This is a genomic window from Rubrivirga sp., assembly GCF_049648075.1.
Lineage (GTDB): Bacteria > Bacteroidota > Rhodothermia > Rhodothermales > Rubricoccaceae > Rubrivirga.
This window is the reverse complement of the sequence record NZ_JBARYR010000591.1, coordinates 1-3,088: the sequence shown is the minus strand read 5'-3', so window position 1 is coordinate 3,088 and position 3,088 is coordinate 1. Positions and strand designations below refer to the sequence as shown.

Below are 3,088 nucleotides of genomic sequence, written 5' to 3'. Positions count from 1 at the left end.
CCCACACCTTGGCGTGCTCGCCGAACTCGCGCTTGAAGATCTCGATCGTCGGCGGGCCGCAGACGTCGTGCGTCATCAGCGTGTCGACGTCGATCCAGACGGTCTCGCCCGGACTGACGCGGTCCCGACCGGCGTGGTCGGCGATGATGGCCTCGGTGATGGTCATAGCGGAGGGCACGGGGAATGGGCAAGAGGTAAGGGGGCGTGCCCGGTCCGACCTCGAGGTCGGTTGCAAAAGATCGTCCTCGAGGACGACGCTTCCTACGACGTCCCCTCTCCCGCGGGGAGAGGGGTCACAATGCTCGGTCCGACCTCGAGGCCGCGAGCGGCGCTGCATGGATCCCCGCCTACGCGAGGATGACTCGGATGTGGAGTGCAATGAATCATCGTCCTCGAGGTCGCGTGTTCGGTGGTCGTCCTCGAGGACGGCTAGCCTTTGGCGGGTGTGGGAGCGGACGGCGCCGAGCTCGCGGGGGCGCCGCCGGGCTTGAGCCAGCCCATCATGCCGCGGAGCTTCTTGCCCACGACCTCGATGGGGTGCGCCTCTGAGGCCGCGCGCATCTCGGCCAGCTTCTGGCCGCCGGCTTCTTGGTCCGCGATGAACTCGCGCGCGAACGCACCCGATTGGACCTCCTTCAAGACCTTTTTCATCTCGCCCTTGACGGCGTCCGTAATCACGCGGTTGCCGATGGCGTGGCCGCCGTACTCGGCCGTGTCTGAGACCGAGTGGTTCATGCGTGCGAGTCCGCCCTCGTAGTACAGGTCCACGATCAGCTTGAGCTCGTGCAGGCACTCGAAGTAGGCGAGCTCCTCGGGGTAGCCGGCCTCGACGAGGGTTTCGAACCCGGCCTTGATGAGCGCTTCGGAGCCGCCGCACAACACGGCCTGCTCGCCAAAGAGGTCGGTCTCCGTCTCGTCCTTGAACGTCGTCTCGATCACGCCCGCGTGCGTCCCGCCGATCGCGTCGGCGTAGCTGAGGGCCAACTCGAGGGCGCCGCCGGTCGCGTCTTGGTGGATCGCGACCAGGCACGGCACGCCGCCGCCCTCGGTGTAGACGCGGCGGACCAAGTGCCCCGGCGACTTCGGCGCCACCAAGAACACGTCGACGCCCTCCGGCGGCTGGACCTGGTCGTAGTGGACCGAAAACCCGTGCCCGACGGCCAGCGCCTTGCCCGGCGTCAGGTGCTCGCAGACGGCGTCCTCGAAGACGCTCTTGTGGTGCTGGTCCGGGACCAACAGCATGATCACGTCGCCACGACGTGCCGCCTCGCTCGGCGACACGACCTCGAGGCCGGCGTCGCGAGCCTCCCTGGCCGATGCGGAGCTATCGCGAAGTCCCACGACGACGTCGACGCCGCTGTCGCGCAGGTTGAGGGAGTGCGCGTGGCCCTGGCTCCCGTAGCCAATCACGGCGACGGTCTTGGTGCGGATGACGGCGGGATCAGCTTCGTAATGGACGGTCAAAGGTTCGGGGTTCTCGGTTGGCTGCGCCTTCGCTGGCGCGGTCAGGGTTCGGCTCCGGGAAGGTCGGAAGCCGTCGTGTGGTGTGTCTTCGTCCTCGAGGGTTCGGGGCTCAGCGCTCGAGGACGAGCCCTTGCGAACCCTGAACCTCTAAAGCGAAAGTGTCCTCGAGCGGTGCAAGGCGAGCCGGCCGGACCGCGCTACCTCGAGCAGGTTGTGCTCGCCGACGACCTCGATAAAGGCGTCGACCTCGAGGGCGGTGCCGATAAACTGGACCGTGACGGCGTTGCGGTCGGTGTGGGCGACGGTCGCGCCCAGGCCGCGCGCCAACTCCATCACGGTCGACCTCGAGGACGCGTCGGCGGCGAGCTTGGCGAGGCAGAGCTCTCGCTCCGTCACGGCGTCGTCAGGGGTGAACTCGTCGAGGGCGAGGACGTCCAGCAACTGGCGGACCAACCGCACGGCTTGGCGAACCTGGCGCCGCGTACCCGTCGTGACGACGGTGAGCCGCGATACGGTCTCGTCGTCGGTCGGGCCGACCGAGACGCTGTCCAGGTTCAAGTTGCGCGCCGAGAACAGGTTGACGACGCGGTTAAGCGCGCCGGCGTGGTTCTCGATCAAGATCGACAGCGCGTGCGTCTGGGGCGGCTCGGGCGCGTCGACCAGGACGGTCTCGCCGTCGGCGCGCTTGCGGATGAGCTGTTGCTGGGTGAGCGTCATAGCGGCCTCGAGGACGAGGCGGAGTGGGTGCGAGGGGAGACCTCGAGGTCGGCTAGTCCTCCGAGAACCGCTTCAGGATCATGTCGTCGGAGGCGGCGCCGGCCGGGACCATCGGGAAGACCATCTCCTCGTTCGGGACGACGAACTCCATCAGGACGGGCCGGTCGGTGACCTGCCACGCGGCCTCGATGACGGCGTCGGCCTCGTCGGGCGTCGAGGCCCGCATTCCGACGCAGCCGAACGCTTCGGCCAAGGCGACGAAGTCCGGGTTCGTGTCCGAGGTGTCGGTCTCGCTGTAGCGCTCGCCGAAAAAGAGCTCCTGCCACTGGCGCACCATCCCCAACCGCGAGTTGTTCAAGATCGCAAGCTTGATCGGCAACCGATGCTTCGCGGCCACGCCCAACTCCTGGCAGTTCATCAGGAAGCCGCCGTCGCCGTTGATCGAGACGACCACGGCGTCGGTGCCGCGCAAACCCAGCGCCGCGCCGATGGCGGCCGGGAAGCCGAAGCCCATCGTCCCGAGGCCGCCCGACGTGATGTGGCTCCGCGTCCGGTCAAAGCCGAACCCTTGCGCCGCCCACATCTGGTGCTGCCCGACGTCGGTCGTCAGCACGCCCTGGTCGCCGGCCTTGGCGCCCAGCTTGTGGACGACCTCGAGGGGACCGAGCTTGCCGTCCGTCCTCGAGGGCGTGACCTCGACCTGAGACCGCCACCCGTCGATCTGCTCGAGCCAGGCGTCGGTGTCCTTTGGCTCGAGGTGGGGCTCTAGGTCCTCGAGGACGTCGGCGACGTGGCCAAGGATGGCGCAGTCGGCGAAGACGTTTTTCGAGACGCACGACGGGTCGATCTCGACGTGGATGACCTCGGCATGGGGCGCCCACGCCTCGAGCTTGCCCGTCACGCGGTC

3 protein-coding genes and 1 pseudogene are annotated in these 3,088 nt (G+C 68.0%); all 4 read right to left on the bottom strand.

Annotation, left to right across the window (positions count from 1 at the left end; genetic code table 11):
* Positions 1-166: pseudogene (locus WBA11_RS16310) on the bottom strand (3-isopropylmalate dehydratase); the annotation flags it as partial.
* Between the two features lie 263 nt (positions 167-429).
* The gene (gene ilvC / locus WBA11_RS16305; protein ID WP_424521709.1) at positions 430-1,464 is read right to left on the bottom strand and encodes a ketol-acid reductoisomerase; all 1,035 of its coding nucleotides are present in this window, start codon (positions 1,462-1,464) and stop codon (positions 430-432) included.
* 147 nt (positions 1,465-1,611) lie between these two features.
* Positions 1,612-2,181, bottom strand: coding sequence for an acetolactate synthase small subunit (gene ilvN, locus WBA11_RS16300; RefSeq protein ID WP_424521708.1), 570 nt, complete (start codon positions 2,179-2,181; stop codon positions 1,612-1,614).
* A 52-nt stretch (positions 2,182-2,233) separates the two neighbouring features.
* The coding region (locus WBA11_RS16295; RefSeq protein WP_424521707.1) for a thiamine pyrophosphate-dependent enzyme at positions 2,234-3,088 on the bottom strand (855 nt) is incomplete at its 5' end.

Coding starts and splice junctions, on each gene's coding strand:
- ilvN (WP_424521708.1), bottom strand. CDS start 2,181: ATGACGCTCACCCAGCAACAGCTCATCCGCAAGCGCGCCGACGGCGAG.